The organism is Dendronalium sp. ChiSLP03b, assembly GCF_034531165.2.
Taxonomy (GTDB): Bacteria; Cyanobacteriota; Cyanobacteriia; order Cyanobacteriales; family Nostocaceae; genus Dendronalium; species Dendronalium minutum.
The window spans coordinates 32,721-59,160 of record NZ_JAVRBR020000042.1; the positions used below are offsets into that span (position 1 = coordinate 32,721).

At 43.4% G+C, this 26,440-nt stretch carries 26 protein-coding genes, 1 tRNA gene and 1 pseudogene; 20 read left to right on the forward strand and 8 right to left on the reverse strand.

The window, feature by feature from the left end; genetic code table 11:
* Window positions 1-621: 621 nt before the first annotated feature.
* Entirely contained in the window at window positions 622-1,416 is a 795-nt protein-coding gene (locus RMY31_RS10055) for a type 1 glutamine amidotransferase (protein ID WP_322658788.1), read from the reverse strand.
* A 104-nt stretch (window positions 1,417-1,520) separates the two neighbouring features.
* Complete coding sequence (locus RMY31_RS10060; protein WP_322658789.1) at window positions 1,521-2,864, reverse strand: Mur ligase family protein; 1,344 nt, start codon at window positions 2,862-2,864, stop codon at window positions 1,521-1,523.
* A gap of 314 nt (window positions 2,865-3,178) precedes the next feature.
* Between RMY31_RS10060 and RMY31_RS10065 the strand changes: the two genes are divergently transcribed.
* On the forward strand, window positions 3,179-4,381 hold the full coding sequence (locus RMY31_RS10065; RefSeq protein ID WP_322658790.1) for an FtsW/RodA/SpoVE family cell cycle protein: 1,203 nt from the start codon (window positions 3,179-3,181) through the stop codon (window positions 4,379-4,381).
* A gap of 72 nt (window positions 4,382-4,453) precedes the next feature.
* Here the strand turns inward: RMY31_RS10065 and RMY31_RS10070 are convergent, their stop codons facing one another.
* Both RMY31_RS10070 and RMY31_RS10075 read right to left on the reverse strand, forming a co-directional pair.
* Window positions 4,454-4,651, reverse strand: coding sequence for a hypothetical protein (locus tag RMY31_RS10070; protein ID WP_322658791.1), 198 nt, complete (start codon window positions 4,649-4,651; stop codon window positions 4,454-4,456).
* Between the two features lie 144 nt (window positions 4,652-4,795).
* Window positions 4,796-5,020, reverse strand: coding sequence for a hypothetical protein (locus RMY31_RS10075; protein ID WP_322658792.1), 225 nt, complete (start codon window positions 5,018-5,020; stop codon window positions 4,796-4,798).
* Between the two features lie 281 nt (window positions 5,021-5,301).
* Between RMY31_RS10075 and RMY31_RS10080 the strand changes: the two genes are divergently transcribed.
* The 4 genes from RMY31_RS10080 to RMY31_RS10095 all read left to right on the forward strand — a co-directional run bounded on the left by RMY31_RS10080 (window position 5,302) and on the right by RMY31_RS10095 (window position 9,652).
* Complete coding sequence (locus tag RMY31_RS10080; RefSeq protein WP_322658793.1) at window positions 5,302-6,963, forward strand: ATP-binding protein; 1,662 nt, start codon at window positions 5,302-5,304, stop codon at window positions 6,961-6,963.
* A gap of 152 nt (window positions 6,964-7,115) precedes the next feature.
* Window positions 7,116-7,589, forward strand: coding sequence for a response regulator (locus tag RMY31_RS10085; RefSeq protein ID WP_322658794.1), 474 nt, complete (start codon window positions 7,116-7,118; stop codon window positions 7,587-7,589).
* 307 nt (window positions 7,590-7,896) lie between these two features.
* A complete protein-coding gene (locus RMY31_RS10090; protein WP_322658795.1) occupies window positions 7,897-9,090 on the forward strand; it encodes an ATP-binding protein in 1,194 nt (397 codons plus the stop codon).
* Window positions 9,091-9,490: 400 nt separating this feature from the next.
* Window positions 9,491-9,652, forward strand: a complete 162-nt coding sequence (locus RMY31_RS10095; RefSeq protein WP_322658796.1) for a hypothetical protein — start codon at window positions 9,491-9,493, stop codon at window positions 9,650-9,652.
* 501 nt (window positions 9,653-10,153) lie between these two features.
* Here RMY31_RS10095 and RMY31_RS10100 read toward each other — a convergent pair.
* Window positions 10,154-10,462 (reverse strand): SH3 domain-containing protein, encoded by a 309-nt coding sequence (locus tag RMY31_RS10100; protein WP_409877820.1) that lies wholly within the window; start codon window positions 10,460-10,462, stop codon window positions 10,154-10,156.
* A gap of 264 nt (window positions 10,463-10,726) precedes the next feature.
* Complete coding sequence (locus RMY31_RS10105) at window positions 10,727-11,077, reverse strand: hypothetical protein (RefSeq protein WP_322658798.1); 351 nt, start codon at window positions 11,075-11,077, stop codon at window positions 10,727-10,729.
* A 92-nt stretch (window positions 11,078-11,169) separates the two neighbouring features.
* Between RMY31_RS10105 and RMY31_RS10110 the strand changes: the two genes are divergently transcribed.
* From RMY31_RS10110 to RMY31_RS10155, 10 genes and pseudogenes are all read left to right on the forward strand, one after another.
* Window positions 11,170-11,376, forward strand: a complete 207-nt coding sequence (locus RMY31_RS10110) for a hypothetical protein (protein ID WP_409877821.1) — start codon at window positions 11,170-11,172, stop codon at window positions 11,374-11,376.
* An 85-nt stretch (window positions 11,377-11,461) separates the two neighbouring features.
* Window positions 11,462-11,989, forward strand: a complete 528-nt coding sequence (locus RMY31_RS10115; RefSeq protein ID WP_322658800.1) for an HNH endonuclease — start codon at window positions 11,462-11,464, stop codon at window positions 11,987-11,989.
* A gap of 69 nt (window positions 11,990-12,058) precedes the next feature.
* Entirely contained in the window at window positions 12,059-12,445 is a 387-nt protein-coding gene (locus tag RMY31_RS10120; protein WP_322658801.1) for an alr0857 family protein, read from the forward strand.
* Between the two features lie 599 nt (window positions 12,446-13,044).
* The gene (locus RMY31_RS10125; RefSeq protein WP_322658802.1) at window positions 13,045-13,245 is read left to right on the forward strand and encodes a hypothetical protein; all 201 of its coding nucleotides are present in this window, start codon (window positions 13,045-13,047) and stop codon (window positions 13,243-13,245) included.
* 478 nt (window positions 13,246-13,723) lie between these two features.
* The gene (locus RMY31_RS10130) at window positions 13,724-14,440 is read left to right on the forward strand and encodes a hypothetical protein (protein WP_322658803.1); all 717 of its coding nucleotides are present in this window, start codon (window positions 13,724-13,726) and stop codon (window positions 14,438-14,440) included.
* A gap of 32 nt (window positions 14,441-14,472) precedes the next feature.
* Window positions 14,473-14,543, forward strand: a tRNA-Phe gene (locus RMY31_RS10135).
* An 80-nt stretch (window positions 14,544-14,623) separates the two neighbouring features.
* Entirely contained in the window at window positions 14,624-14,998 is a 375-nt protein-coding gene (rplL, locus tag RMY31_RS10140) for a 50S ribosomal protein L7/L12 (RefSeq protein ID WP_322658804.1), read from the forward strand.
* A gap of 96 nt (window positions 14,999-15,094) precedes the next feature.
* Window positions 15,095-15,274: a hypothetical protein gene (locus tag RMY31_RS10145; RefSeq protein ID WP_322658805.1), complete on the forward strand. Its 180-nt coding sequence runs from the start codon at window positions 15,095-15,097 to the stop codon at window positions 15,272-15,274.
* A 262-nt stretch (window positions 15,275-15,536) separates the two neighbouring features.
* Complete coding sequence (locus RMY31_RS10150; protein WP_409877822.1) at window positions 15,537-16,970, forward strand: vWA domain-containing protein; 1,434 nt, start codon at window positions 15,537-15,539, stop codon at window positions 16,968-16,970.
* A gap of 511 nt (window positions 16,971-17,481) precedes the next feature.
* Window positions 17,482-17,931 (forward strand): annotated as a pseudogene (locus RMY31_RS10155) (transposase); the annotation flags it as partial.
* A gap of 70 nt (window positions 17,932-18,001) precedes the next feature.
* Here the strand turns inward: RMY31_RS10155 and RMY31_RS10160 are convergent.
* On the reverse strand, window positions 18,002-18,571 hold the full coding sequence (locus RMY31_RS10160; protein ID WP_322658845.1) for a Uma2 family endonuclease: 570 nt from the start codon (window positions 18,569-18,571) through the stop codon (window positions 18,002-18,004).
* A 254-nt stretch (window positions 18,572-18,825) separates the two neighbouring features.
* On the opposite strand from RMY31_RS10160, the gene treZ reads away from it, so the two are divergent.
* The 3 genes from treZ (at window position 18,826) to RMY31_RS10175 (ending at window position 25,220) form a co-directional block, all read left to right on the forward strand.
* Window positions 18,826-20,700 carry a malto-oligosyltrehalose trehalohydrolase gene (gene treZ, locus RMY31_RS10165; RefSeq protein ID WP_322658807.1) on the forward strand — a complete coding sequence of 625 codons (1,875 nt, stop codon included), beginning with the start codon at window positions 18,826-18,828 and terminating at the stop codon, window positions 20,698-20,700.
* Between the two features lie 70 nt (window positions 20,701-20,770).
* Window positions 20,771-23,566 carry a malto-oligosyltrehalose synthase gene (gene treY / locus RMY31_RS10170; protein ID WP_322658808.1) on the forward strand — a complete coding sequence of 932 codons (2,796 nt, stop codon included), beginning with the start codon at window positions 20,771-20,773 and terminating at the stop codon, window positions 23,564-23,566.
* A 121-nt stretch (window positions 23,567-23,687) separates the two neighbouring features.
* Entirely contained in the window at window positions 23,688-25,220 is a 1,533-nt protein-coding gene (locus tag RMY31_RS10175) for a trehalase family glycosidase (RefSeq protein ID WP_322658809.1), read from the forward strand.
* On the opposite strand, the gene RMY31_RS10180 is transcribed toward RMY31_RS10175, so the two are convergent.
* Complete coding sequence (locus tag RMY31_RS10180) at window positions 25,217-25,351, reverse strand: hypothetical protein (RefSeq protein ID WP_409877823.1); 135 nt, start codon at window positions 25,349-25,351, stop codon at window positions 25,217-25,219. The two genes, RMY31_RS10175 and RMY31_RS10180, sit on opposite strands and share 4 nt — an antisense overlap.
* Window positions 25,352-25,669: 318 nt before the next feature.
* Here RMY31_RS10180 and RMY31_RS10185 point away from each other — a divergent pair, with 318 nt between their 5' ends.
* The gene (locus RMY31_RS10185; protein ID WP_322658810.1) at window positions 25,670-25,837 is read left to right on the forward strand and encodes a metallothionein; all 168 of its coding nucleotides are present in this window, start codon (window positions 25,670-25,672) and stop codon (window positions 25,835-25,837) included.
* Between the two features lie 282 nt (window positions 25,838-26,119).
* Window positions 26,120-26,281 carry a hypothetical protein gene (locus tag RMY31_RS10190; protein WP_322658811.1) on the forward strand — a complete coding sequence of 54 codons (162 nt, stop codon included), beginning with the start codon at window positions 26,120-26,122 and terminating at the stop codon, window positions 26,279-26,281.
* The last annotated feature ends 159 nt before the right edge of the window (window positions 26,282-26,440 follow it).

Consider the following 26,440-nt stretch of genomic DNA (forward strand, 5'->3'; position numbering starts at 1 on the left):
GACCTAAGGCTAAGTTTCGTAGTGCGCCTCTACACCCTGAGAATGCAGATTTTTGATTGGGGAGGACACCTTTACTGAACCCGCACCGATTCGGTAAAATTGCGTAACGAAAAGCCCTCAAGCTAAGGGATATAGGAACTTGCCTCTTTTCTTTGTGCCATTCCGAAGTTCTGAGCAGAGGAAGCCGCGCAAAAGACTTGTTTCAATGTGCAGAGCCATTGCCGTGATAGTTCTGTGAATCATAAAATCCATTTTTCGTCCCAAAAAATAGGCACGAAACAGTGAATATAACTGTTAACCCAACTAAAATTAGCTTTACATCCATGTTATTTGCTGCCCTTTACTAAAGACTTTCCTATATTAATAGGCCGCTTCCACTAGCACGCGGAATCACCAGAAAATCTTTACTATGTTTATGTTGATTGCACAATAGGTAATTTTACCACATTAAGTTCAGATTGTAGAACTTTTTGGCTAACCTGTCTATTCACGTAACACCGCTTAATAAATTTATGGGGATGAGGGATGGAGGGACGCAAAGACGCGGAGATGGGGAATGACGGAGATGAGGGAAACGAGGGGGACACGGGGATAAAAAGAATAATAATTGACAACTAACTCCTAGGCTGGAGTTGGTAAACTAACTTTCAAGCGCTTAAACATAGCTTCTCTTGCTTGCATTGCCAGAGTATCATCCAACGGTTGTAGTGCGATCGCCTGCTGATATTTCAACCGTAATGCTGTTTGAATTAACCAATCTGCGACAAAGGGATTTTTAGGTAATAAAGGGCCGTGGGAATAAGTTGCTATGGCATTCTGATAAAATGCTCCTTCTGTCCCATCTTCGCCATTATTGCCCAAGCCGTAAACGACTCGCCCCAAAGCTTCCACTTTTAACAGTTTGGTACGTCCGCCGTGATTTTCAAAGCCAACTAAATAGGGTTTGCCCCCAGTCATTTCTTCTAAATCCCGCGCCAAGCGAGAGGCTGTCACTTCAATTACCAAGTTTCCAATACAGCGCTTGGTATTTTCCCCAGGATGTATAGAGACTAAATCGAGTATTCCTAAACCTTCAATACGCTGTCCCAATCCTGGTTCATAATAGTGTCCCAATAGTTGGGGTGAACCACAAGTAAAAACTCCTGGTGTACCATTTTCGATTTTCTCACGCATAGCATCCGCTTTCGCACCCTGCAAATCGCGCATGACAATTTCTTGCTGGCGGTCTTGTGCGCCACCACCAACAATCAAATCTACAGATTTAATATCTGCTGCTGTGGCGTTTTGATCTAGGGGTAATACTTTGACACTGTATCCTCGCCACTGAGTGCGACGTTCTATAGTAATTACATTACCGCGATCGCCGTATGTACTCATCAGCGTCGGATACAACCAACCGATTGTTAATTCTTGCATAATTCGTAATTCGCAATTAAATTGGGGAATAGAGAAGTAAAAAGGTTAAAGGGAAAAAGTAAAAGAGATTTTTTCCTTTTATCCCCAGTCACCAATACCCAGATTTAGAGAATTTTACGACCAGTTAGAACTTCTCGCACTTCTAGCATGGCTGAATAGGTAGGTAGAATGTGCAAGGTTTCATGTTCTGGTGTATGTTCTAATGCAGTAGCGATCGCTTGTCGCAAATCTTCTTCAACTATTAAATTTAAGTTGCTTTGGGTGGACTTTTCACTATAGCGCAGACGCAGTGCCATATCATAAACGCGATCGCCGCTGACTACTAAAGTTCCTCCCCGTTCGACTAATTTCTCGGTATCGACATCCCAAATCCAGGATACATCCGTGCCATCGGGTGTGCGATCGTTCAACACCATCAAGGTTGTTGTGTCAGTACTTTGATTCACTACCCTAATTGTTTCATTAGTCCCCACAGGATTTTTTGATAATAGAATCCGCACTCGTTTACCGCCAATTACCAAATCTTCTGCACGACCAAAAGCAGCTTGGAAATTATTAATAGTATCTCTAATTATTGCTTCATCAATTCCTAAATCTTGAGCAGCGGTGACGGCAGCTAAAGTATTATATTTATTGTACAAACCAACGAGAATTTGTTGCCATTCACTACTTTCTAATGTCGGTTGACTTTTACTAAAGCCGCAGCTAGGACAAGTGAAATCTCCTAAATGAGATAGGTAAACACCTTTGTAATCTAAAGAATGTCCGCATCTAGGACAATAGATCGAATCGACGGCGTGAGGAATCGCTTCTAGATATTGTTCTGGTTCATTCAAGCCAAAGAATAACACCCGTTGGGGTAACTGCTGACCGAGATAAGATAAAGTCGGGTCGTCAGCATTAGGAATTACCACTGTTTCAGATGGGAGGGTAGAGATTACTTTTGTCCACCGCTTACTAATTGTGTCTACTTCCCCGTACCTATCGAGTTGGTCGCGGAATAAATTTAAACAGAGGATGATTCGCGGCTGGAGTGGTGCCAATACCTTCGGTACAATATTCTCATCGACTTCCAAAATGGCGTAATCAACATCCAGTGTTCCCACCAAATTGGTGCTTTCTAATAAAGCTGTCATTAAGCCATTTTCCAGATTTGCACCTGTAGAATTATGCGCTATGCGGTAGCCTTTGCGTTCTAGTATCGTTTTTAAAAGCAGCGAGGTAGTGGTTTTGCCATTAGTACCAGCAATTAAAATTACCCCGTTTTTCACTTGCTGACTCAATAATTGTAAGAGTCGAGGTTCGATGCGACGGGCAATTAAGCCTGGTAATACACTAGCAGCACCTAGACGCAGCGATCGCACTATAAAAGTAACAGTTTTTGCTACGGACACCGCGAAACCGAGTCGCAGCCTATCTATAAGTTTTATTTTATTTCCCACATCCATACCCTAACCTGCTGGCGGTTGCTAAAGGATAGCCTTAATTTGCAAATTTAATCTAGTGAGTTTAGCGAATCCTGACTCAAAACGCCAGTCATTAAAAATGAGGTTATAAGAGGATTACTGCAATTTTAGCTGGGGGGTTTATACTCTTGCCAGTGGTTAAGCGTAAGTCACTTTCGTAGTTTGAGTTAAACAATTTAACAATTAACAGCAGCGATCGCCAGACTAAGTACAGATATCAGTTATAAGTTATAAGCTATCATTTATGAGTTTTATTTCTAACTCCCCACTCCTAACTTCATTACCTGTACTGAATCGTGAATCTACGCCGCCTGATTCCAATTTTTGATGATTCTGTTTCTAGCTGGGCATTAGAAGCGCGGTTGCTGCGCTGGTTAACATTGATTTGGCTGTTCGTCGGGTTGATCGTGCTGTTTTCAGCATCCTATGTTGTGGCTGATGTGCGTCAAGGTGATGGACTGTACTACTTTAAGCGCCAAATCATTTGGGTCTTAGTTTCCTTAATCGGATTCAACATCATAGTTAATCTCCCCTTGCGAAAAATTTTGGGAATATCCCATTGGTTTTTAGCACTGTTTTTAGCGTTAATTTTCGTCACCCTGATACCAGGATTGGGTAAAAAGGCTTTTGACGCGGCACGCTGGATAGCTATCGGCCCTATCCCCATTCAACCTTCCGAATTGATTAAACCTTTTTTGGTGTTGCAAAGTGCCCGACTATTTGGACAGTGGGAACGGCTGACTTGGCGAGTCCGCTTCACTTGGCTGGGTATTTTCTGTTTGGTACTGATCGGAATTCTCGCCCAACCTAACTTGAGTACAACAGCACTGTGCGGCATGACCATTTGGCTAATTGCCCTAGCCGCTGGTTTACCTTACAAGTACTTGGGAGGAACAGCAGTCGGTGGAGTACTACTAGCGTTACTCAGTATCAGCATCAAAGAGTATCAGCGCAAGCGGGTGATGTCATTCTTGAATCCTTGGGCAGACGCTACGGGAGATGGCTACCAATTGGTACAAAGTTTGCTAGCGGTAGGTTCTGGTAAAACTTGGGGGGCTGGATTTGGGCTTTCTCAACAAAAACTGTTTTATTTACCAATTCAAGACACCGATTTTATTTTTGCAGTGTTTGCCGAAGAGTTTGGTTTTGTTGGCAGTATGGTGTTGTTGGTACTCTTAGCTTTATTCGCTACCCTAGGGTTAATCGTGGCACTGAAAGCTAAAAATCCCATAAATCGACTGATAGCGATCGGTGTGACAATTTTGATGGTAGGACAATCATTGTTGCATATTGGTGTTGCTACAGGTTCCCTACCAACTACAGGCTTACCCTTACCCATGTTTAGTTATGGTGGTAATTCCATGATTGCCAGCTTGGTAGCTACTGGCTTGCTGATTCGGGTAGCCCGCGAAAGTAGTGAAGCTGAGATAGTACCTTTGCGAAGACCCCAAGATGAGAATAAGCGTCAGCGCCGAATGTTTCAGAGAACTAAAGTGTGAAAGCTTATTTCCTTAGTATAACTACGGTTCTAACCATAGAAGGAGTAATTCAAATTAACCAAATTGCTACTATTATTGCATAACAAACGTTACTGGATGGGCGTTGTGCCGCTGTGGCCCATTGTCGTGTATTGAAGGAGAGCGACCGTCATATACACGAACAGTAAAAATATTACCAGCAATGGCGTGGAGTTTTTGTCGCTTCCTCCACTTGGTTACTACGAAGGTAAGGCTAAACCCTTTATCAGAGCGGTCTGGACTAGTAAACATCTGGTATATCTTAGAGAAAGTTGCTATAGCACTCAAACTGTCTTAGTTACACTAGCTGAACTGAGGCAGTTTGATTATTGGGGTTAATTTTGATTACTTATCATTCATTACTCGGCACTTTCAAGTATTGCTGTGGAGGTTGCTTTAAAAAGTCAGACGGGATTCAGCAAGATCGCGGATTAGAGTCGTTTTAGAGCCAATATAGCCATATAAGGCATAAACATCCTCTCCGCTGAGGAGAATCTTGCTGGCGATTTGTTGCAAGAGTACTTTAATTAACCCTGTATCTGTAAGAGAAAGCAACTCAAAATTTGGGGTTTCTTCAACGATAGTCCAGGTCAACCGTAGCAACGAAGAGTCAGTAACCATTGCCCACCCCTTCTTCAGATAAATTTAATGTTTTCTTTAGATTCTATTGATAGTACTATTTTATTTGTGCTTTTTAGAAAAAAGTTTAATATTTTATTTAGATTTACTTAATACTCCTAAATTCTCGAAATTTGTGTAGAGAAACTGTGATACTGCTGTAAGTAGCTAATCAGGAAGTCTTGGCTACCCATGAATGTCTCTCTACACCATTTTCACGATAGTGCTAAGAGCAGTTAAGTCATGAGTGGGTCTGAAACCACCACTAAACAAACTGAGATTGGATGAGTTACACTCAAGAACCCATTTACTTTTCTGGTTCAATTCAGCCGCATGGCATTCTTCTACTGCTCTCGCACCCAGAATTAAGAGTTTTGCAAGTAAGTGCCAATACTTCAGATTACCTAGGCAAAGAACCTCAAACGTTGTTAGGTCAATCTCTGCATACGCTCCTCAATACCCAGCTGGTTGAAGCTATTCAGCAAGATTTGCAGGAAGGTGACAGCGTAACTTCCCTAAAACTGACAATTTGCACTTCAGCAGGCGATCGCTCCTTTAATGGCACAGTTCACTCGACTGAAGAAGGTATTATTTTAGAGTTAGAACCAACGATCGCTCTGACACAGGAGAATTTCTTTAATATCCATGCGTGGGTAAAACGGGCGATCGCTAAACTCAAACAACTATCCAACAGTCGTGAATTTCTTGAGTTAGCAGTACAAAATATTCGTCAACTCACCGACTTCGATCGAGTTATAGTTTATCAGTTTGACCCGCAGGGAACAGGTGTGGCGATCGCAGAAGCCAAGCAGGATGACTTGTCACCCTACCTAGGATTGCACTATCCTGCCACAAATATTCCCAAACCAGTCAGGGAGTTATACAAACGCGGATTGCTGCAATTTGTTCCGGATTTGACAGCCTCATCAGTTGAGTTAGTTCCGGCTTTTAACCCAGTAACACAACAACCACTCGATCTCAGCTTGGTAGCACTGAGGAGCGTTAACCCTAGCTGTGTTACCTACCATCAAAACATGGGCGTAGCAGCCATTTTGGTCATCTCATTGGTTCACAAACAGAAACTTTGGGGATTAATTACCTGCCATCATCAAACACCGAAATTCATTTCTTCTCAAGTCCGGGAAGCTTGCGAGTTGTTGGGGCAATTCATCGCCTCAGAATTAAGTAATGCAGATGAGTTAGTCTGCATCAAGCAAGAGTTAGAGCGCAGCAACCAAGAGCTTGATTTCTTTGCTTATGCCGCTTCTCACGACCTCAAGGAACCCTTGCGAGGCATTCATAATTACTCGAACTTGTTGTTGAAAGGCTATAAAGAGTTGCTAGATGACATCGGCAAAGCTCGCCTGCAAACCTTAGTTCGTCTGACTCATCGCATGGAATCGCTCATTGATGCCCTGCTCAAGTTTTCGCGCCTAGGACAGGCAGAACTGCATCTTGTGTCTACAGACATTAACCTATTAGTGAATCAGATGCTTGAAGATTTGCTCGTCAGCCATCAGGACGAGCAACCTAAAATTTACATTCCGCGTCCGTTGCCTACAGTTAGCTGTGACCCCATACTCATATCAGAGGTGTTCACAAACTTGCTCAGCAATGCCTTGAAGTATAACGACAAAGCAGAACCGTGGATTGAAATTGGCTATCTGGATAAACAAGGGAATCAGGCTAGATTCTTCCCCGATTCCCAATCTCCAATTACCTTCTACGTAAGGGATAACGGTATTGGCATTCGAGAACGACATCAACAAATCATCTTCCGTTTGTTTAAACGATTACACGAGCAAAACCTGTATGGTGGCGGCACAGGAGTAGGACTAACAATTGCCAAGAAGATTATCGAGCGTCACGGCGGACGAATTTGGGTAGAGTCTACCCTCGGTGCTGGCTCGACGTTTTACTTTACTCTGATGCAGGCGATCGCGTAATCCAATGTAAAAGGGATTGGGTAAAAAGCAGAAAAATGATGGAAGAGGGTTTAACTGCCTTTAGTCCCATACTTACTATTCTTAACATTTTGTAATTTATTGCAATATATCGTAATATTAATTTCAATAATAACCAGTTTTTAATAACGCAAATGGCAACAAAATCTTACGAACCTCTGTTAATTGCTGAGGATAGTGATGAAGACTTTGAGATACTGCAACTGCTGATGCAGCAAATGCAGGTTCAGAATCCCATCTATCGCTTTACAAACGGCGATAAGGTTTTAGATTTTCTTTATCAAGAAGGGGACTCTGACAGGCAATTTGATACACCTCGCCCCTCGGTAATTCTGCTCGACCTCAACTTACCTGGCACTGATGGTCGCGATGTGCTAGAGCAACTCAAGCAAGACCAGAATCTTAAAGAAATCCCGATTGTGGTTTTTACGACTTCCAAAAATCCTAGAGATATTGAATTCTGTTATCGGAAAGGGGCAAATGGCTATATGATCAAGCCCATAGACTCTAGTGAATTAGAAAAGACGGTTCAGGCATTTGTAGACTATTGGCTAGCAGCTAACATTTCACCCCATTTAAAAAAGCATAAAGTGGGAATTGAGGAATGAAAAATTAACTTGTTTAGTCAAACCCCCATTTGATTTCATCACACAAACAAAAGACGAAAATGTCTTTCCCTTACACCCTTACACCCATTTCCCCAGTAGAGATACAAAACCTGAAATCCCAATAAACAGTAAATTTCACGTCTTTTAGTTAAAGAATTCGGTATCATAAATATCAAAAGTACAACCTGGATGACTAACATCAGGTCATTTCTCAAGTGAGCTTGCTAGATTTACTATGTCGGTGAAAGTTTCTTAATAACTCTGAAATTTTTAGCTTTTTTAATGTAAAAATATCCTCCCTTTTTTCATGTCAGATATCTGGACACTACTGATTGCAGATGATTGTGCAGAGGATCGAGAAGTTTATCGTGAATATCTTTTAAGCGATCCTCACCAGTCCTACCAGATTTTGGAAGCCGCCTCTGCTGAGGTTGGACTAGCGCTCTGCCAGAAAAAGCGTTGCGACGCGATTTTGCTAGATTTTTGCTTGCCTGATATGAGCGGGCTGGAGTTTTTGGATGAACTTAAACAGCAGCAATTGAAACTGCCGCTCCCTGTGATTATGTTAACCGGACAAGGTGATGAACGCGTTGCCGTACAAGCAATCAAACGGGGTGCGCTGGATTATTTAGTTAAGCAACATCTACAACCAGATGTATTGCAACTGACCGTCCGCAATGTCATCCAGCAGTCACAAGAGCAAAATCGGTTCGCTAAGACGCAGGAACGGCAGCAGTTGACGACAACAGCGATCGCCATCCACCAAGACCTCCAGGTTACCCAAGCTCTTGTAGCTTTGGAAAAAGAAAAGCAACTCAATGTCCTCAAATCTCAGTTAATAGCAACGATTTCTCACGAATATCGAACTCCTCTGACGGCTATTTTAGGGGCGGCATCAACACTGAAGCAACACAGCGACAAGTTGAGTCAAGCTAGACAACAACGGTTCTTGCAGATTATTGAGGACAAAGCAAGACAAATGGCTCAAATGGTAGACGACCTACTGGTAATTGAGACACTGGAATTCGGCAAAGCAGAATTTAGATCTGTGCCGTTCGAGTTGCTGCGATTTTTCTCTGACATTATTGAAGAACAGCGTCAATTCATCAGCGATGACCATGAATTGACATTCAAGATTACCGGAAACACCAAGGGGTTCTGGGGCGATCGCAAACTTTTGCGACAAATTACGATCAACTTACTATCGAACGCAATTAAATATTCTCCAGATGGTGGGCACATCGAAGTTCACTTGATGGGGAACGATTCGCACATCATCTTTGATGTCAAAGATGAGGGAATCGGGATACCCGTTGAGGATCGAGAATGCTTATTTCAATCGTTCAGTCGTGGGAGTAATGTCGGCATTATTCCCGGACTCGGTTTGGGATTAGCAATTGTGAAAGCTTGTGTCGAGTTACACAGTGGCGAGATTACTTTAGAAAGTCAAGCAGATATAGGAACAAAGGTAACTGTCAGCTTACCCAAGCGATCGGTCTGAAAACTGTTTTTGAGTTAAGTATCACAGTAAGTAGTAAGAGCTAATTTGTAAACTAGAGTAAAGTCTTTGTCTCGTAAGGGTTTCAGGAATTTGGGCAAATCAAGCGTTTATTCTTTGAAAGTCATGCCCAGCAATGAATTGGGTATCCTTAAGATTTTATTTACGAAACAGATCTGAGTATTCTTAAACCAGATAGAGACATTGCAATGCAACCTCATTGAGTAAAGAAATATGTAAAAGATTAAAAGGAAATATAAAGAACAGCTAAACTTAGATTATTCTTCAGATTTTGTTAATAATTCTTTAAATACGTTCCTGGTTAATACTTTCGCGGGTAGCAATACCCGCGAAATTCCTATGACTTGTTCGCTTTAATCACAATAATTCTCAGAAAAGTTTTATGTCTATTATTCCAGGTACACTCGTCAAGCTCCCCAATGGTCGTAACGGTATCGTTATTCCTTCTCCCTGGTGGCAACCTGGTCGTGTGTTAGTAAAGATGCCCCGTGGTAAGAAGAGATGGTTCAGAGTAGATGAGTGTACTCCCATCTTCTCAAACTAAAGATACTACGATCCGGATGCTTCGCATACCCATGTCGGACGCGTGAAGCATCAGACTCATAAAAGCTGAATTTTATGTAAACAAAGATGTAGAAAATTAAAACAAACATAAAGAACAGCTAAACTTTGATTATTCTTTATATTCTTTTAATATTTACTCGGATACGCTCCCAATCAATACTTTCGCGGGTATTGCTACCCGCGAAATTCCTATGACTTGTTCGCTTTGATAACAACATTCTCTAAAAATTTTATGTCTAGTATTTCAAATACACTCGTCAAGCTTCCTAACACTCATAACGCTATCGTTATTCCTTCTCCTTGGTGGCAACCTGGTGGTGTGTTAGGGAAGATACGACGTAGCAAAAAGCGATGCTTCAAGGTTAAGGAGTGTACTTTGATCCGCTCAAACTGTTGACTGCAACTAAGCTACATGCAAAACTTGTCGTTCCTCTATCGGTATCTGATTGCAGGCTTTAGCCACTTAATGACGCGCTCATTGTTACTTGCCATAGCATTTTAGGTAATCCGCGAATACCCAACCTTGATATTGTTGTGTAGAAATATCAGCCCACTTTCCATCCTGTGACCAACCATGAAGTTGAATCACTGCTCCTTTAGGTAAGGTGGCAATAATTTTAGCACGAGTACTATTGTTATCTCGAACATTGATAGATGTAGCTGTTACTTCCCAGTATTCACAAGCTTCTGATTCTGCTAATGCTGGTAGGTCGCAACTTATATATCCAGTAACTGAACTTGCCATCAAAACTGCTAATGTTAGAAATTTCTTATTGAACAATTTCAACATAATTCTCTCCTTAGTTTAGTTGCAGATATAAACTCAAACGCAGCTATTCCAAATCTTCTAACAAGTTTAGAAGCTGGCTTTGAATTGAACACCAAGCAAGTGCGATAGATTTAGCCCAGTTCTCTTTTAGTAGTGCATTTATATCACTATCAGCGATCGCTTTCACAGAATATCTGCTAGTTGTATCATTCCTGCTAAATTACGGGCAGCTAAAGCGTTAGCAGTAATTTGAAAGGGAAGAATGCCATCCCTTCCAAATTAGAATCAAGTAGGTAATGCGGCAAGTGGAACCAGGTTGCCATCGTTAGTCAATCCCAACCACATGGTCTGTCGCGGTCGAATACATTGACCTGTTATGGCACATTGTTCTTCTTGTTGAGCGATCGCTGCAAAAGTAGCTCGAATATCCGACAGAGAAAGTAGCGGAGTGTGAGAGGATGATTCTTTACGAGAGAGGGCATTTTGTTGCTCAACGTATTGCCAGAGCAGGTTTCGTATTAGTGCTTGATACCCTTGCTCTTTTGCAATCTCACGCAATCGTTCTTTTAACTCTGCTTCCAGTCGGATACTCGTTACCTGCATTTCCGTAATGGAACTTTGTTTACGTGTATCCATATCTGGTCTACCTGAATTAAATAAAAAGGTGGACAATTTAATGCTACAAATGTAGTATATAAATATTGTAATATAAGTACTACAAAATTTCCATGATACGCCTTCTCTCCTCGACCTTACGCAGCACAATGCCATGCCAACTTCATCCGAGTTTGGGCAGAGAATCTGTGCTGTTTGCGTTTGAGGGTGCGTATCGTTTTGTCGGCGTTAAATCAGCCAGTGAAAGCAAGTTTACAGCTATTGCTGGATGGCTCAATCCAGATCGATCGATAAGAGCGGGAGGTGCAGGGCGAACCTGACACCAATATAGGGCAAACAGTAGTATCCCCAAACCCCCGCTCCTGGCTATCAGAGGCGGGGATTATTTTTTGAGGAGTGGATTTTATGCCAGCGCAACAACAAAGTCAGCAACTACACATACTGCAAAACCAAGTAGTTGTCTTCTCCAAGAACTATCTTCCCCTAGCAAGGATCAACCTGAAACGGGCGATCGTGCTACTGGTCACGGGTCAGGCCGAATCACTGGAGTTTGGCAGTACGAAACTATGGAAAGTGCGCTCTCCCAATGTCGTACTAGAGATTCCCGAACACATTCGTTTGACCAACGGCAATCCTGAGCGGCATTGGAAAGTTCCAGCGGTGAGAAGCAAAGAAATATTTCGCCGCGATAACCACACCTGTCAGTACTGTGGCAACACCAAGCGCCTGACGATCGATCACGTCATTCCCCGTTCTAAAGGTGGAACTCACACTTGGGACAATGTGGTGACAGCTTGCGAGAAGTGTAATTCAACCAAAAGCGATCGCTTGTTACACGAAATCGGTATGACGCTCAAAAGCAAGCCCAAGGCTCCGATTCACCCTGCTGTTGCCTTTGCAGAACAGTTTTGGAAACAGCAGGACAGTGAGTAATGAGTGCTGAGTTTCGAGTGAGTATCTTCACTCAGCACTAACGCCAACAACACGATTGGAGAGAAGCAGATGTTGAAACTAAACTATACCGAGGTTGGACTGTACATGGAGCGGGTGATGACTTCGTTGGAGATGCTAATTGCTCAGCGAGTCATTTTAGCAATGCGTCTGGGGCAAACCCTCCATGTCGAACCCGGTCGTGCTTCCTTCTTGCTGCCTGCGGACATCCCCGAACTGGCGCATCTAGAAGCAGCACTGTGGCAGGAATCCAATTCAAAGGTTTCTGTAATGACAGTAGATGACGAGTTTGTAGAAGTCAGCTTGTGGGGTAGCTGGATTGCTGACAGTGCTGAAGCTCATGAAGGGATATTTCTTACTATGATGAGCGCTCGCGCAGAGTTTTTTGTCTACAAGCTATGGAACGAGAGCCAATTACACATCTCCTCATTGGCATAACCGCTAAACCTGAGACATAGAGGGCAATACAAGCACTAACTAACAATTGCCCTCTCACTTCCCGAAAAAATTTGTAGTATCCCCTTGACACTATGTATTATATGTAATATAAATGTAGTATCAACACAAAAGCCTCCCCAAGAGGCAAAACCTCCCAGAACCTTGACAACTGCATAGATATCACTTTTTGGGGCCGCGATTGGCGTTCGACTGCTCCGAAACCAACAAACGGACGGTTGCAGGAGTCGGGTTCAATTCCCGACGGCTCCACTTGTCTTGACTTTGATTAAAGTTGCGATCGCCTCAATCAGAGCATCGCAACCATTCAAACTTGGGTCTGTAGCTCTAATGGTAGAGATCCCGGATCTCACTTGTGCCCTGACAGAAAAAGCTTACATACTAGCTCAATAGTAGAGCAATCGTCTCTAAAACGATAAGTTGCAGGTGCGATTCCTGCGTGTGTCACCACAGCTTTTTCAACTTGCACGAGGTGTGAGTGCAACTCTCACAGGGAGGGTATCGGTTCAATTCCGATCAGATCCATTAATAATTCGTAATTCGTAATTCGTAATTCGTAATTAAAAAAAGAGGTGATTGTGATGGTTCATATTCGATTTGAAGGACGTTCTGTTGATGTTGTAGAAACACAATTGGGAATTACAACAGGTATGAATGATGTAACAGTAAAGGAACGCGTTGCTCGGCATTTAGATGTGAATAGCGATCGCCTCTCTGCTTACATAGTAGATCGCCGTCCTAGTGGCGATTTGATCGTTCGACCTGAAGCTGTTTATGGTTAAAGTGCTTAATCATCCGTACCCTAACACAAGAAGCATACATACATATTGATAACGGCCCTAAGGTAGCAAAATTCGAGTGATCGAGCAAGCGAAGCATGATTTCTAAGTCTCTCGCAGATTTAGCGTGCGTGCCCACTGCCAATATTTTGGTAAGAGCGACCGTGCTGTAAAAAGCTTCTTGAACTTGCACGGAGTAATTTAAGTTTTATTCCGCGCCCTAACTTGTAAAGCCTACACACTATCCGGCAACGGATATGCAGGTTCAATCCCTGTCGCTTCCTTTGATGGGAGCGTAGCCAAAATGGTAAAGGCAACTGTGAAAATTGCTTTGCTAACTTGCGCGGAATTCTAATTATTTAAATCGTATTTGTTTATAACCTTAACTCAATCACTTATATGGAGGTGAGTTCGATGATGCTTGCTAACTCATGTTTGAGCGCAACTCAATCAGTAAAACTATATTTCAACAACGTGAGGTATGAGCGAACATCGTTTGAGCGAAATTGTGATTGAACGTCCTCGCGGTGGGAGGAGAATCAGTCTCAAAAAGCTGACAGGCTTTAAAAAGCAATTACACAAAATCACCGAAGAAGCGAGTCAGGATGGATTGTTGAATCCTTACCTGATTAAACCAATAAATAAATCCAAATATCTTTCAGATCATCTTGGTCCCCTGCGTAGGTTTTTGCGCTCGAAAGTCGGACAGCCTTGGAATGACATTTACAGCGAACTGTGTCAACGTTTAGATCCCAGCACAATGGCAGGACAGCATGTTCTCGATCATTTGTGGGATTACGTTGAACGGCATGTAGAAATAATTGATGGTGGTATTTACAGCAAGTCTAACCGTCAAATTCAGTTAGATGGAAGTTATCGCGATCGCTTCTATATTCATCCTCAAACTGGTATTCTTTGTGCAGTCCAGAAAGTGCCTCGAAAGCAAAAGCAAAAGCCAGAGCAAACGGATGTTGTCATCGTTGATGATTATCATCAATACCACAAGCTGAACGAAATTTGGTATCTCATTACCTTTGCAGATTTTCCACCGCAAACTGATTATGTGATGGATGTTTTCAAAGGTCTGATTCACCGTTCTGCTGCAATGTCTAAAGGTCAAAAAATTTATGCTGCCAGTAAACAGCAGTGTAACAAAAAGGAAATTCGATTTATTTTAAATCAACTTGCTAAAAACTAAAATTTTCACTTCGTGCCCTAACAGAAAAAGCTTACATACTAGCCGAATTGGAACAGGCACTTGACTGAAGATCAAGCGATTACGGGTTCAAATCCCGTGTGTGAATCAACAGCTTTTTCAACTTGCACGAGGTGATTTTATAAATTATTAACTATGAGTTAACTGCAACTCTTGGAGGTTGTTATGTCTGTGAAAACCCTAGAAATTTTAGAACAACTCAAGTCTCTAACTCTCAATGAAACCACTCAATTGGTGAAGCAGATTGAAACAACCTTCAATGTTGATATTTCTAAACCTAAACTCGTTAGGATTGACAAACAAGATGAAGCTCAACCGCAGATTCAGACAGAGTTTGATGTCTTGTTGGTGTCGGTTCCAGCAGACAAAAAGATTGCTTTACTCAAGGTCATCCGGACGGTGACCGGACTAGGACTAAAAGAAGCAAAAGATTTTGTAGATTCCCTTCCTCAAGTAGTTCAGGCAGAACTAAATCAGGAAGCTGCTGAAACACTTAAGCAGCAATTAGAAGAAGCGGAAGCCGTCGTTTCTCTCAAGTAGTTTCGATATCTATTTAATAAATGGAGGTGAGGACGATGAAGAAGATTAATTCTTTCAACATCAAACTGGATCGAGAGCCTGAAGATTTCGACAAATTTGACGATTTCTGCTTTTGAACCATCTAGTAAACGTCGTCGTGGCTATCCATCTGAAAAAGCTGTTAAACGTGGCGATCGCTTTGTTCATGGCGACAAGGAATTACAAGAAAAGCTTGGTAACAATGACCTTTGTCCTTGTGGTTCTGGTTGCTGCTTTCAAAAAGTGCTGTCGCAATAGCGGCGAGTAAGAGCATCGATAATTTTTCCGCGCTCTTTCCCAGTCCCCAATCCCTAATCCCCAATCCCTTTTACTTGGCAGTTGTTGCCGCGCCCCGATCGCAGAAGCTTACATAACTCTGCACAAGTTAAACAAAATGCTTCTACAACTTGCGCGGTGACTTTATCACCCCGCGTGCAACATCTGCCTCCTTCAATTTTGGATTTTAGATTGCAATCCAAAATCGTAAATCCAAAATCCAAAATTCTTAAAGGAGGTTCCTATGAATACCGCAGAACGTGACCTGCGCTTGGAAATGCTCAACAGTTTGCTCACAACTCCTCACCGCAAGCTTGAGCAAGTCGCAGAAATTCACAAGTTAATTGTTGAACTCGATCCCATCTTCTACGGACACCTGGCAGTTTGGTATCAGCGTCATGGTGATGTTCGTGACCACAAGGAAGTGTTTGTTGCTCACTTGCTAACTAGCAATTTGAATGAACACCGAGATGCTGGATTTATCATGCTGCAAGAGTTTCCACCCTATCAGGTGGCTCGTGTGGTGGACTTCATGAAGCAGCAGCAAAATAAGCTGCCTCGTTCGGCTCGTACTGCGGTGCGGCGTTACCTGAAGGCACGGGAGAGCAATCCCGCTTTGTTCGATCGCGCTGCCCTCAGAGGTCGCAAAGCAATGAAGCACTTGTATGCTTCGCTGCACATCAAGCCGAATGAGCGAGCAAATGCGATTCTGTTCCGCGATACTCCTCCAGAGGGTTCGTTAGCAGATATGCTTAAGCAGCTTGCTAAGGTAGAAAGTGCGGCAGAACAGGCACGGCTAATTGTGGAGTTCAAGATTCCCTACACGATCGCGATCGGTGCAATCAAGCAACTTACACCAGTTGTGCTGGTGGCGTTGATCGACAGCATGACTCCTCAAGAAGCGATCAACAACCTCAAGTCTCTCCAGACCAGAGGTGCAATGGATCGCCCAGAAGTCAAGAAGCTGATTGATTCCAAGCTGGAGGAGGCTTCTAAAAGTGGGCGTGTCTCAGCATTCAAAGCACAGATTGCGTCAGACACAGCAAATTTCGACGCAGACACTGTTGCACGTTTGGAAAAAGTGACTAACGAGCAGGTGAAGCGGCGCGGTGCGATCGCTCGTCCAACCGCCTTACTGGTAGATAAGTCTGGTTCAATGGAAAATGCGATCGCGATCGGTAAGCAACTCGCAGCCCTAATCTCTGGTATCACTCAGGCAGAACTGTTTGTCTACACCTTCGACACCATTCCTTACACTGTTACGGCAAAGGGCAAGGAGTTGACTGACTGGGAGCGTGCTTTCCAGCACATTAAGGCGGGCGGTGGTACTAGTATCGGCTGTGGATTGGAAGCAATGCGCAAGAAGAAGCAGGTAGTTGACCAGATAATTCTGGTAACGGATGAAGGCGAGAATGCGGCTCCTTACTTCGGTGAAGTCTACAAGACCTACTGTCGGGAGTTCGCAGTAATGCCTAATGTGGTGATTGTCCGTGTGGGTACTCATTACAATTGGGTTGAGAGTCAACTGAAGCAGCAGCAAGCACCTGTAGATACGTTTACTTTCGAGGGTGACTATTACAGCTTGCCAAATCTCGTTCCACTGCTAACGCGTCCCTCTCGTCTGGATTTGCTGATGGAGATTCTGGATATGCCATTGCCTGTGCGAGAGGATAAGTAAACTTCTCCTAAGAAACACATTTTATAACCCTTACCCAGTAAAAATTTCGGGTTTTGAATTGGAATGTGTTTCTTTCATATTTTGCGGGAGTGAAAAACGCGCCATTGATTAACTCTCAAGAAACACATTGCGTCGGGTCAGAAATGGGGGTAAGTTCTAAACCAAAAGCCTGAGCTTTTTTTTAAGGTTATTAACTACCCGCTCTCGATACCGTTGTTCATAAGCATCAACGTCAGGGTTCATGATTGGTAGTTTAATTTTCCCAACTTAGCTATTAGGAATAATAAGGAATTTTGAAAAACAAGGATTTAATTTTTATGCCTCTAAACTATAACTAACTATCTCAAACCCTTATAACTACGTTTTTACGAAGATATCAAAGCTTAGTCTCAAAGCTTTGAACAATCTGGCGCGAGGAGTTTTCGGACAAGTCTATTGATCGCCAGAAGTCCAAAGGCGATAAAAAATACGGGCGCTCTTTATGGGCAGCAGCAGTAATAGCTTTTGGAGGGTTAATCAAGATGTAGGATATGATGCTGGTAAAAAGATCAAAGGACGCTAGCGGTTTTTGACAGTAGATACCCTGGGGTTATTACTGCGAGTGTTGGTCAGCGCCGCTAGCGTGGACGAACGCTCAGGCAGTAAACAAGTACTTCAGAAGGTGAAACAGATGGGAAATCAGGTTTCACGCCTGAATACTATCTGGGTTGATGGTGGTTACGATGGCAATCCCTTCATGCACTGGGTGATGGATTTTTACCGATGGATTGTACAAGTTGTGCTGCGACCCCATGAACACAAGGGTTTTGTTTTATTGCCTAAACGTTGGGTGGTAGAAAGAACTTTGGGTTGGCTGACTGGCTGTCGGCGTTTGAACAAAGACTATGAACTATTAGCGCAAACCTCGGAGACTTTTATCTATCTTGCTATGATTCGCATCATGGTGAGGCGTTTGGCATAGATTTTTACCTCTCACAACTTTTCAAACACCCTTTTACAGAAAGCGATCGCCTCTTTCAGCCAGAGCTATTTTACTCAAAAGCAACGCCGCGATAAATTTCCGCCATCGGCAACTCAATCCCTAGTGACTCTAGGGAAATAGACTGCTCCAAGCTGTTAAATTCACTGAGCAACCAACCTTGGGTTTGCTTGCTATAGCGTTCGATAAAAGGTTCATTCTGCTCGACTAATAAATATTCGCTAAAACCAGGAATCGATCGATATATCCGAAATTTGTTTTGTCGGTCGTAATCTGCGGTGGAAGGAGATAGTACTTCAACAATCAGGGTAGGATTCAAAACTTCATCTAAGCGGTCGCCGTTCAGTTGCGGTTCGCCATCAAAAATCATTACGTCTGGATATACTCCGCGTCGATATTCAGGAATCCACAGCCGTAAATCACTGTTAATTGGCTCGAATTGAGTATCGCGCAGCAGAAACTTGAGAAAGGCAAAAATATTACCACCGATGCGGCTATGTTTAAGCGTTCCTCCAGGCATCGGTACGATTTCTCCATCTCGATATTCGCTGCGTCCTTCCGCTTTTTCTTCGAGCGCGCGATATTCGTCCAAACTGTAGCGGCGCTTGATGGTAGAAACCATAGGTTGTAGCTGATTGCATTGGCTGTAGGACAATAAAACTATTTTGTCATAGATTTTAGTTATCAAGTGATGCAGCGATCGCAGTACTAGTAATTGCTGTAACACTAGAAAAAATACGCCTCCGGGTGCTAGCCAATTGTCCGGTAGAACAACCATGATGCTATCTGGTGTGTTTGTTAACACTTTGCAATAAAGTGCATTGACGACCATACCAAAATTCGGCACAACACATTAGCTAACGGGAGGGATACGGCGTGAGAATTGGCGCTCACTACTTGGGTAACGGAGAATGTGAGTTTACAGTTTGGTCTCCAACATCAAATAGCGTCGGGGTGCAAATTTTGTCGCCACAGCAGCAGGTAATGCCGCTCAAACCTTCAACAGAGGGATACTGGCAGGCAAAAGTGAATGATGTGTATCCAGGTACGCTTTATCGGTATGTCTTGAATGATGAAAACGCTTTTGCCGATCCAGCATCGCAGTCTCAGCCTCAAGGTGTCCACGGGCCGTCTCAAGTTGTCGAGCATCAGTTTGAATGGACGGATGAGACGTGGACTGGTATTTCATTGGAGTCGATGATTTTCTATGAACTCCATGTTGGAACATTCACACCCGAAGGAACCTTCACTGCCATAATTTCCCGCTTGCCGGATTTGCAGAAACTGGGAATTAATGCCATTGAAATCATGCCCATTGCTCAGTTTCCGGGAGACACCCATATTGAGCCTAATTTAGCATTTCGCAACTGGGGCTATGATGGTGTTTACCCGTTTGCGGTGCAAAGTTCTTACGGTAACGCAGCGGCTCTCAAACAACTGGTGAATGCTTGCCACGAACACGGCATTGCTGTTGTGCTGGATGTGGTCTACAACCACTTTGGCCCGGAAGGCAACTATATGTCTCAGTTCGCGCCCTACTTTACTCAAACCTATAAGACACCGTGGGGCAGTGCGCTGAATTTCGACGATGCCCACAGTCAATGCGTGCGAAACTATTTCATCGAAAATGCACTTTATTGGTTGCGAGAATTTCACATTGATGCATTGCGGCTAGATGCAATTCAAGCAATTTACGATCTGGGAGCCAAACATTTTTTGTGGGAACTGGCAGAAGCGGTGCATCACTTCTCCCAAGGAGAAAACCGCAAACGCTACTTAATTGCAGAAAGTGACTTAAATAATCCGCAAATCATTCGGCCGCCAGAACTGGGTGGCTACGGACTCGATGCTCAGTGGAGCGATGATTTTCACCATGCATTGCACGCACTTTTAACAGGCGATCGCCAAGGCTATTATCAAGACTTCGGGCAATGTGCCCAGTTGGCAAAAGCTTATACAGATACCTTCGTTTACGATTGGAAATACGCCCCCCACCGCCAGCGCTTTCATGGTGTATCTTGCCGCGATCGCCCGCTGTCACAGTTTGTAGTATGCATCCAAAATCACGATCAAATTGGCAATCAAATGAAAGGCGATCGCCTGTGGGATCGCATCTCATATGAAGGACTGAAGTTAGCTGCTGGCGCTGTGCTGCTGTCGCCGTACTTACCGCTGCTGTTTATGGGAGAAGAATACGGCGAAACTGCACCTTTTACTTACTTTGTCAGTCACTCCGACCCAGATTTAATTCAAGCCGTGCGCGCCGGACGCAAACAAGAATTTGAAGCGTTTCACTATGAAGAAGGCCCGCCAGATCCAGAATCAGCAGAAACTTTTTTGCGTTCTAAACTTAACTGGGAATTACGCAACGAAGGCCAACATAAAGTTTTGTGGGATTGGTATCGCCAATTAATTAATTTACGCAAAACTCATCCCGCACTGCTCAATCAAGACCGCAACTTCATCCAAGCCACTGGCGATGAAGACCAACAACTAGTTATAGTGCGGCGTTGGTGCGAAGAAAGCGAACTAATCTTTGTGCTAAATTTCAATGACTCTCCCGTGACACTTATCCTGCCAAGTCAGCAAAATGCTCGCAAAGTATTAGACTCAGCAGACACATCATGGAACGGGCCAGGTTCTCAAGCACCCGAACATTTGACTGCGGCGCAAGAACTCAAACTCCAACCCACTAGTCTAGTGCTATATGAATTAGAAGGCAGGAGGCAGGGGGCAGAAGGCAGAAGTTAAAAGTCACTTGTCTTAATCTCCGCGTCCCCGTGTCCTTCTCCCTCATCTCCCCTTGACTAGAAACAAATCTATGCGAATCCCGACCACAACCTATCGAATTCAATTCACCCCTCAATTTGGCTTTGAAAATGCTAGAGCGATCGCAGCTTATCTAGCAGATTTAGGCATTTCCGATTTATATGCTTCGCCGATTTTTCAGGCACGCTTTGGTAGTACTCATGGCTATGATGTAGTAGATGCTGCTCGACTTAATTCAGAACTCGGAACTACCGAAGAGTTTGAGGCATTGGTCAGCGAACTACAATCTTTGGGGATGGGCTGGTTACAAGATATTGTGCCCAACCACATGGCTTATAGTAGCGAAAACCACTACTTAATGGACGTATTGGAACACGGGCCAGATTCTGACTATACCGACTACTTCGACCTGAGTTGGAATGTTCCATTTGGCGATCGCCAAGAGCGAATTCTCGCTCCGCTGCTGGGAGATTTCTATGGAGTATCCTTAGAAAAAGGTGATATTCGACTGCAATACGCACAAACTGGCTTAACTGTCAATTATTACAGTTTGAAATTGCCGTTACGGCTAGAGTCCTACACCAAATTTCTCACCTACAATCTGGGCAAAATCACCCGCACGCTAGGACGCAATCATCCAGATTTCATCAAATTACTGGGCATTCTCTACATCCTGAAAAATGTGCCTTCTGAGGTTGTCGGCAAACAGCGACAAGACCAAATTGCATTTATCAAAGGATTGATTTGGGAACTTTACAATACAAACGATGCCATCCACGAATTCATTGAGGAAAATCTGAAAATCTTTAATGGTGAGGTGGGTAATTCAGATAGCTTTAACTTGTTAGATGAATTATTAAGAGAGCAATTTTACCGCCTCTCCTTTTGGAAAGTTGGAGCGGAAGAAATGAACTACCGCCGTTTCTTTACTGTCAACGAACTCATTTCTGTGAAAGTAGAAGAACTGCGCGTATTTAATAACACCCATTCTCTGATTGAAAAACTAGTTGAAGAAGGTAAATTTACAGGCTTACGAATCGATCATATCGATGGTCTCTATAATCCCTTACAATATCTGGAAAGGCTGCGGGAAAAGATGGGTGATGTTTACATCACAGTTGAAAAAATCTTAGAACTCACCGAAGACCTGCCGGAAAATTGGCAAATCCAAGGTACATCAGGATATGATTTTTTAAATTATGTAAGTGGTATATTTTGCCAAACAGAAAATCAATCAGCGTTCGATAAAATTTACCATGCCTTTATCGGTTCGCGAGTAGATTATGCATCTTTAGTAAAGGATAAAAAACATTTAATACTGGAGAAAAACTTAGCAGGTGACATTGATAATCTATCTATTTTGCTAAAGAATATTTCCAGTAAATATCGCTATGGCAATGACTTTACCCTGAATGGACTCAAACGAGCGATCGCAGAAGTTTTAACGCTGTTTCCTATTTACCGCACCTACATCACCTCCGATGGAATTTCAGATAGCGATCGCGCCTGCATCCAGGAAGTAATTCGTCAAGCTAGAGAACAAGTGCCCTTGTTGCAAAACGAGCTGACCTTTATTGAAAAGGTGATGTTGCTGGAGTTCGATGACTCTCTTACCCAGACAGAACGCGAGCAGTGGATATACTTTGTCTTAAGGATGCAGCAATACAGCGGCCCATTGATGGCCAAAGGCGTAGAAGATACTACGCTATATGTTTACAACCGTTTGCTATCGCTCAACGAAGTTGGTGGTAATCCCAGTCATTTTGGGATTTCCGTAGCTGACTTTCATGCTTTTAACCAAAAGCACCAAGCAACTTGGCCTCATACAATGAACGCCACAGCCACCCACGATACCAAGCGCGGCGAAGATTTACGAGCCAGGTTGAATGTGTTATCGGAACTTCCAGAAGAGTGGGAACAGCAGGTAAATACCTGGAGTTATCTTAACCAAGATCGTCGTAGCGATCGCCACGGGTTTGCAATGCCCGACCGCAACGATGAGTATTTTCTATATCAAACTTTGGTAGGTGCATTTCCCTTTGACGATCGCGAACAATCGTCCTTAGTGGAACGGGTGAAGGATTACATGATTAAAGCGATTCGGGAAGCAAAAGTCCATACCGCATGGTTGCGTCCTGATAGCGAGTACGAAGAAGCATGTGCCTCCTTTATTGAGAAAGTACTAGATCCCTCAATATCTGGGCAATTTCTAGAAGCTTTTCGCCCCTTTCAGCAGCGAATTGCCTACTATGGGATGTTCAATTCCCTTTCTCAGACTCTATTGAAAGCTACTGCACCCGGCGTACCTGACTTCTACCAGGGAACAGAACTGTGGGAACTGAGTCTAGTCGATCCAGATAACCGTCGTCCCGTGGATTTTGAGCAGCGACGTGCTTACTTGAGTGCCATCCGAGAACAGCTCAAAACTGACATTCTGGGACTGATTCGGGAATTGCTTAACCACAAAACAGACGGCAGAATCAAACTGTTTTTAACAGCTCAAGTACTCAAAGCCAGAACAGACTATTTCTCATTATTCCAAGAAGGTGACTATCTGCCCTTAGAAATCAAAGGAACCCATGCCGATCGCATTATCGCTTTTGCACGGCGACAAGGCAATCAAACAGCGATCGCGATCGCGCTACGCTTTTTGACTAGCCTGATTCAGCCTGGAGACGATCCCTTAGGCGAAGCTGTGTGGCAAGATACACATCTGCAATTACCCAATGGTACTTCCTCAGCCTGGAAAAACGTTTTAACCGAGCAAACCTTGCAGGCTACAGGAACGCTATCTATCGGCATAGCCCTCGCCCATTTTCCAGTTGCCCTGTTAGTCAGTGCTGAGTAAGGAGTTAAGAGACGCAAACAGGGAGAGACGGGAAGACGCAAAGAACTGTACTGAAATATTCTCCGTGTCCCCGCGTCCTCTTTCACTGCCTCTAGCATAGCTGCCTTTTTAAAACGAGATTATGACTACTAATACCAACACTTCATCGCCATTCACTACCGCGCAGATTGACGCTGTGCGAGCCTATATCAAACGAACGTGGAAAACGTTAACGCGATCGCACGAACACTTGTTGCAATCTGCAAAGGATACCAAGCTAGAACACAAAAAAGAAAGTCGCTGGCTTGTATATATTTCGCCCTCAGAAGAAAGTCCCAACGTTCAGTCTGTGCTAGAGCGATCGCTATCTGCAAAGGATATGCAACAACTTGAAATTCGCACTCTACCGACTGAAGTTGAAGCGATTAAAGAGCATGGGTTGCTGTACCTACCAGGGCCTTATGTCGTGCCTGGCGGACGTTTTAACGAAATGTATGGTTGGGACAGCTACTTTATATTACTGGGGCTGTTGCGAGATGGAGAATCGGAACTGGCACAAAGCCAAGTAGATCAACTGCTGTATCAGGTTCAGCATTACGGCACTATCCTCAATGCCAACCGAACTTACATGCTGTCGCGATCGCAGCCCCCCGTTCTCAGCATGATGGTGCTAGCGCTGTTCCAACACACCCAGGATGAAGAGTGGCTCAAGTCAGCTTTACCAATGTTAGAGCAGTTTTACTACTACTGGGTAGTGCCACCCCACTTGAATCCGGCCACAGGTCTGTCCCGATTTTATGCTTTTGGCGAAGGCCCTGCCCCGGAAGTCTTGTTTTCCGAGCGGGATGAGGAAGGACGCAGCCACTACGATCGCGTGAAAGAGTACTACCAAAGGTTTGAAATTGAGGATTATGATGTCACTCTGTTCTACGATCGCGAAAATGATGAACTGACTCGCCTGTTTTACAAAGGCGATCGCACTATGCGCGAGTCCGGCTTTGATATCACCAATCGCTTTGGCCCTTTCAGTATTGACATTCTCCACTACGCTCCTGTGTGCCTTAACAGTTTGCTTTATCAAATGGAACAGGATTTGGCACAAATATACAATATTTTAGGGAACGAAGAACTAGTGAAGCAATGGCGCGATCGCGCAGATATCCGCCGCGATCGTATCGATCGGTGTCTCTGGGATGAAGAAAAGGGACTTTATCTGGATTATCATTTCCAAAGTGGAAAACGCCGCCGTTATGAGTTTGCCACCACGTTCTATCCCCTTTGGCTGGGGATAGCTTCAGATGCACAAGCCCAGGGCGTTGTTAAAAATCTCTCCTTGTTTGAAGCCCCAGGAGGAATCTTTACCAGTACTCGCGTCACTGGTAACCAGTGGGATGCACCTTTTGGTTGGGCACCGCTGACGATGGTTGCCGTCCAGGGCCTTTACCGCTATGGGTATCATGACGAGGGCGATCGTATTGCCCGCAACTTCCTTACTATGGTCATTGAGGAATTCCAGCGTCACGGCACTCTGGTCGAAAAATACGATGTTGAACGCTGTTCTGCCAAGGTTTCTGACGAAATCTGCTTTGGATACAGCTCCAACGAAGTCGGCTTTGGGTGGACAAATGGAGTTGTTTTGGAACTCCTAGCAGCATTAAACCTGTACGAAGTTTAAGGGGCAGAGGGAGCGGAGGGGCTGGCTGCTAAAGTTCTCTTAGTGTAGAAAGCTTGCAATGGAGATCGCAGTCTAGCACCAGCTGTTCCCGTGCCTGCTAAGGTGAAAAATTTACGCCTTGATAAGTTCACTCTATCCTCCTCGATTTTGCAATTATAACCACAGCATATTAATCGATTGTCATTATGAAGAGGATTGCAATGATTTGAGTTAAGGAAACACTAAGAGCTTCTTATAAAAAGAAAATCCCTATCTATTGATTTTTGGGTGACTCTATGACGGAAGTCTCAAAGCACTACAGGATTAAGCAGTTGTGTTACGAAAACCTGTTGAAAACAAATATTTTGTATAAATTTTAACTTTTAGAACGTCCTCGCAATTACCTGAGACAGATGATTATTTGTTCAGTGATTCAATAATATGACTTCAAAACAAATTTGGTGCTATCTATGACAACTGTTACTCAAATGAAATGTGCTTGTGAATCTTGCTTATGTGTCGTTTCTTTAACTGATGCTGTAATCAAAGATGGCAAAGCTTACTGTGGAGAAGCATGTGCAAATAATCATCCCAACGGGCAGGGCTGTGGTCACACAGGCTGTGATTGTCATGCATAGTTATTTTTTGGTCTGAACAAGAAGATACGCTTACGCAGGGACACTGAGAAAAGGGAGCGCTCTGGTGTCCCAAAACTGGCGTAATAAGATGATATGTATTTAAGTAGTATTGTGTTGATAATGCCACTATAAGCAAATTTATTAATGTTAGAAAAATTAATCACATTAATGTCTGTTTCAAATATTTATATTTATTATATTTTATAACTTTTGGATGATGAGCCTAACAGCCAATTGAACGAAAATTATTGCTGGAACTTGAAAAAAAATATTGAGAAAAATATGTCTAGCATCAAAATTATAGACTTGCAGCCCGAACGTGAAGTTGAAGAACTAAAACCATCCGAGGCAGATTTAAAGGCAGTTAGTGGAGGAATTCAATTCGATCGTCTAAGTAGTAATATTGTAGATGTAACTTTTGGGGGTTTTAGATTGAGGATTTAAGCTCTGCTTTGCCCTCCCCCAACCGCTAGATGTATCTAATAGCGATGATTCGTATTATAGTCAAAAGACTAGCATGATTTTTGACTCTCAAACATCTTCTACCCAGTACTAATCTAGCTGGAGGCTCGATTGAAACCGTTACTCGTGAAGGAGTAGGAA

Excerpts from the sequence above, each read along its gene's own strand:
- RMY31_RS10055 (WP_322658788.1), bottom strand. The coding sequence starts at position 1,416 with ATGCAAGAATTAACAATCGGTTGGTTGTATCCGACGCTGATGAGTACA.
- RMY31_RS10060 (WP_322658789.1), bottom strand. The coding sequence starts at position 2,864 with ATGGATGTGGGAAATAAAATAAAACTTATAGATAGGCTGCGACTCGGT.
- RMY31_RS10070 (WP_322658791.1), bottom strand. The coding sequence starts at position 4,651 with ATGTTTACTAGTCCAGACCGCTCTGATAAAGGGTTTAGCCTTACCTTC.
- RMY31_RS10075 (WP_322658792.1), bottom strand. The coding sequence starts at position 5,020 with ATGGTTACTGACTCTTCGTTGCTACGGTTGACCTGGACTATCGTTGAA.
- RMY31_RS10080 (WP_322658793.1), top strand. The coding sequence starts at position 5,302 with ATGAGTTACACTCAAGAACCCATTTACTTTTCTGGTTCAATTCAGCCG.
- RMY31_RS10085 (WP_322658794.1), top strand. The coding sequence starts at position 7,116 with ATGGCAACAAAATCTTACGAACCTCTGTTAATTGCTGAGGATAGTGAT.
- RMY31_RS10090 (WP_322658795.1), top strand. The coding sequence starts at position 7,897 with ATGTCAGATATCTGGACACTACTGATTGCAGATGATTGTGCAGAGGAT.
- RMY31_RS10095 (WP_322658796.1), top strand. The coding sequence starts at position 9,491 with ATGTCTATTATTCCAGGTACACTCGTCAAGCTCCCCAATGGTCGTAAC.
- RMY31_RS10100 (WP_409877820.1), bottom strand. The coding sequence starts at position 10,462 with ATGTTGAAATTGTTCAATAAGAAATTTCTAACATTAGCAGTTTTGATG.
- RMY31_RS10105 (WP_322658798.1), bottom strand. The coding sequence starts at position 11,077 with ATGGATACACGTAAACAAAGTTCCATTACGGAAATGCAGGTAACGAGT.
- RMY31_RS10110 (WP_409877821.1), top strand. The coding sequence starts at position 11,170 with ATGATACGCCTTCTCTCCTCGACCTTACGCAGCACAATGCCATGCCAA.
- RMY31_RS10115 (WP_322658800.1), top strand. The coding sequence starts at position 11,462 with ATGCCAGCGCAACAACAAAGTCAGCAACTACACATACTGCAAAACCAA.
- RMY31_RS10120 (WP_322658801.1), top strand. The coding sequence starts at position 12,059 with ATGTTGAAACTAAACTATACCGAGGTTGGACTGTACATGGAGCGGGTG.
- RMY31_RS10125 (WP_322658802.1), top strand. The coding sequence starts at position 13,045 with ATGGTTCATATTCGATTTGAAGGACGTTCTGTTGATGTTGTAGAAACA.
- RMY31_RS10130 (WP_322658803.1), top strand. The coding sequence starts at position 13,724 with ATGAGCGAACATCGTTTGAGCGAAATTGTGATTGAACGTCCTCGCGGT.
- rplL (WP_322658804.1), top strand. The coding sequence starts at position 14,624 with ATGTCTGTGAAAACCCTAGAAATTTTAGAACAACTCAAGTCTCTAACT.
- RMY31_RS10150 (WP_409877822.1), top strand. The coding sequence starts at position 15,537 with ATGAATACCGCAGAACGTGACCTGCGCTTGGAAATGCTCAACAGTTTG.
- RMY31_RS10160 (WP_322658845.1), bottom strand. The coding sequence starts at position 18,571 with ATGGTTTCTACCATCAAGCGCCGCTACAGTTTGGACGAATATCGCGCG.
- treY (WP_322658808.1), top strand. The coding sequence starts at position 20,771 with ATGCGAATCCCGACCACAACCTATCGAATTCAATTCACCCCTCAATTT.
- RMY31_RS10175 (WP_322658809.1), top strand. The coding sequence starts at position 23,688 with ATGACTACTAATACCAACACTTCATCGCCATTCACTACCGCGCAGATT.
- RMY31_RS10185 (WP_322658810.1), top strand. The coding sequence starts at position 25,670 with ATGACAACTGTTACTCAAATGAAATGTGCTTGTGAATCTTGCTTATGT.
- RMY31_RS10190 (WP_322658811.1), top strand. The coding sequence starts at position 26,120 with ATGTCTAGCATCAAAATTATAGACTTGCAGCCCGAACGTGAAGTTGAA.